The 1,592-nt window shown below is 37.7% G+C and carries 3 protein-coding genes; all 3 read right to left on the bottom strand.

Translation table 11 applies throughout. The features are described 5' to 3' along the window. Positions 1-550, bottom strand: a 550-nt coding sequence (gene rpsB, locus GB932_RS22570) for a 30S ribosomal protein S2 (RefSeq protein ID WP_156759267.1), incomplete at its 3' end; no start/stop codon positions are given. A gap of 207 nt (positions 551-757) precedes the next feature. Next, positions 758-1,144: a 30S ribosomal protein S9 gene (gene rpsI / locus GB932_RS22565; RefSeq protein WP_002976218.1), complete on the bottom strand. Its 387-nt coding sequence runs from the start codon at positions 1,142-1,144 to the stop codon at positions 758-760. A 6-nt stretch (positions 1,145-1,150) separates the two neighbouring features. Continuing rightward, positions 1,151-1,592, bottom strand: a 442-nt coding sequence (gene rplM / locus GB932_RS22560) for a 50S ribosomal protein L13 (RefSeq protein ID WP_156759266.1), incomplete at its 5' end; no start/stop codon positions are given.

Here is a 1,592-nt window from a genome sequence, read left to right as displayed (position 1 = left end):
AAACTGGAATACCTAGTTTCTTAGCTTCAGTTACCGCGATGTGTTCTCTTAAGATATCAACTACAAATACAGCAGACGGAAGTCTCACCATGTCAGCGATAGAACCTAAGTTCTTCTCAAGGTTAGCTCTTTGTCTGTCAACTTGTAATCTTTCTTTTTTAGATAAAGTTTCGAATGTACCGTCTTTTTTCATTTTGTCGATAGCATTCATCTTCTTTACAGCCTTTCTGATAGTAACGAAGTTCGTTAACATACCACCTGGCCATCTTTCTGTAATATAAGGCATATTAAGTTCAGAAGCGTGTTTTGCAACCACTTCTTTCGCTTGCTTCTTAGTAGCTACGAAAAGAACTTTTTTACCTGCAGAAGTTAATTTTTCTAAAGCGCTGCACGCTTCATCCAATTTAACTGCTGTTTTATGTAAGTCTACAATGTGAATACCGTTTTTCTCCATAAAAATGTATGGAGCCATATTTGGATTCCACTTTCTAGTCATGTGACCGAAGTGTACGCCAGCCTCTAAAAGGTCTTTTACATTTGCTTTTGCCATGTTTTCTGTTTTTGTTAGTTTACTTTCCGTCTTTTAAACAATCAACAACTTCTTTAGATGGGAGAAGCGTTTGGATGCTAAACGTAACGGGCAATTGGCGGTCTGCTTTTTGCTTTTGGCAATGGGCTTTTCGCCGAGATTAAGTTTAAAAAAAATTTAATACATTCCTGTAGCCAATAGCCATAAGCCATCTGCCAACGAGAAATCTTAACGTTTTGAGAATTGGAATCTCTTTCTTGCTTTTTTCTGACCTGGCTTCTTTCTTTCCACCATTCTTGCGTCTCTTGTAAGTAAACCAGCTGGCTTCAATGCTAATCTGAACTCAGCGTTGATTTCGCATAAAGCTCTAGAAATACCTAATCTGATAGCTTCTGCCTGACCTGTATTACCACCACCGAATACGTTTACGGTAACGTCATACTGACCAACAGTCTCAGAAAGGATAAACGGTTGGTTTAATTTGTAAACCATCACGTCTGTAGAGAAATATTCTTTAGCATCTTTACCGTTTACTGTAATAACACCAGAACCTGGTTTTACATAAACTCTAGCTACAGAAGTTTTTCTTCTTCCGATTTTGTGAACTATAGACATAATTAATTATTTAAATTCGTTAACATTAATTGTTTTTGGCTGTTGAGCTTCATGTTTGTGCTCAGTTCCTTCATATAAATAAAGGTTCTTAAGGATAGCAGCTCCTAATCTGTTTTTAGGCAACATACCTTTTACAGACTTCTCTAATACCTTTAAAGAATCTTTCTTTTGAAGTTCAGCCGCAGTCATAGACTTCTGTCCACCAGGGTATCCTGTATGCCAGATATAAGTCTTATCAGCCCACTTGTTTCCGGAAAGTGTAATTTTCCCAGCATTCAAAACGATTACGTTATCACCACAATCTACGTGAGGTGTGTAGTTCGTTTTGTGCTTACCTCTCAAAATCTTTGCAACCGTAGAAGCTAATCTACCTAACGGCTGTCCTTCAGCGTCTACCACAACCCATTCTTTATTAGCAGTAGCTTTGTTCGCTGAAACAGTTTTGTAA

Source organism: Microbacterium karelineae (assembly GCF_009745985.1).
GTDB classification, from domain to species: Bacteria; Actinomycetota; Actinomycetes; order Actinomycetales; family Microbacteriaceae; genus Microbacterium; species Microbacterium karelineae.
This window is presented reverse-complemented; position numbering and strand designations above follow the sequence as displayed.

Coding starts and splice junctions, on each gene's coding strand:
- rpsI (WP_002976218.1), bottom strand. CDS start 1,144: ATGTCTATAGTTCACAAAATCGGAAGAAGAAAAACTTCTGTAGCTAGA.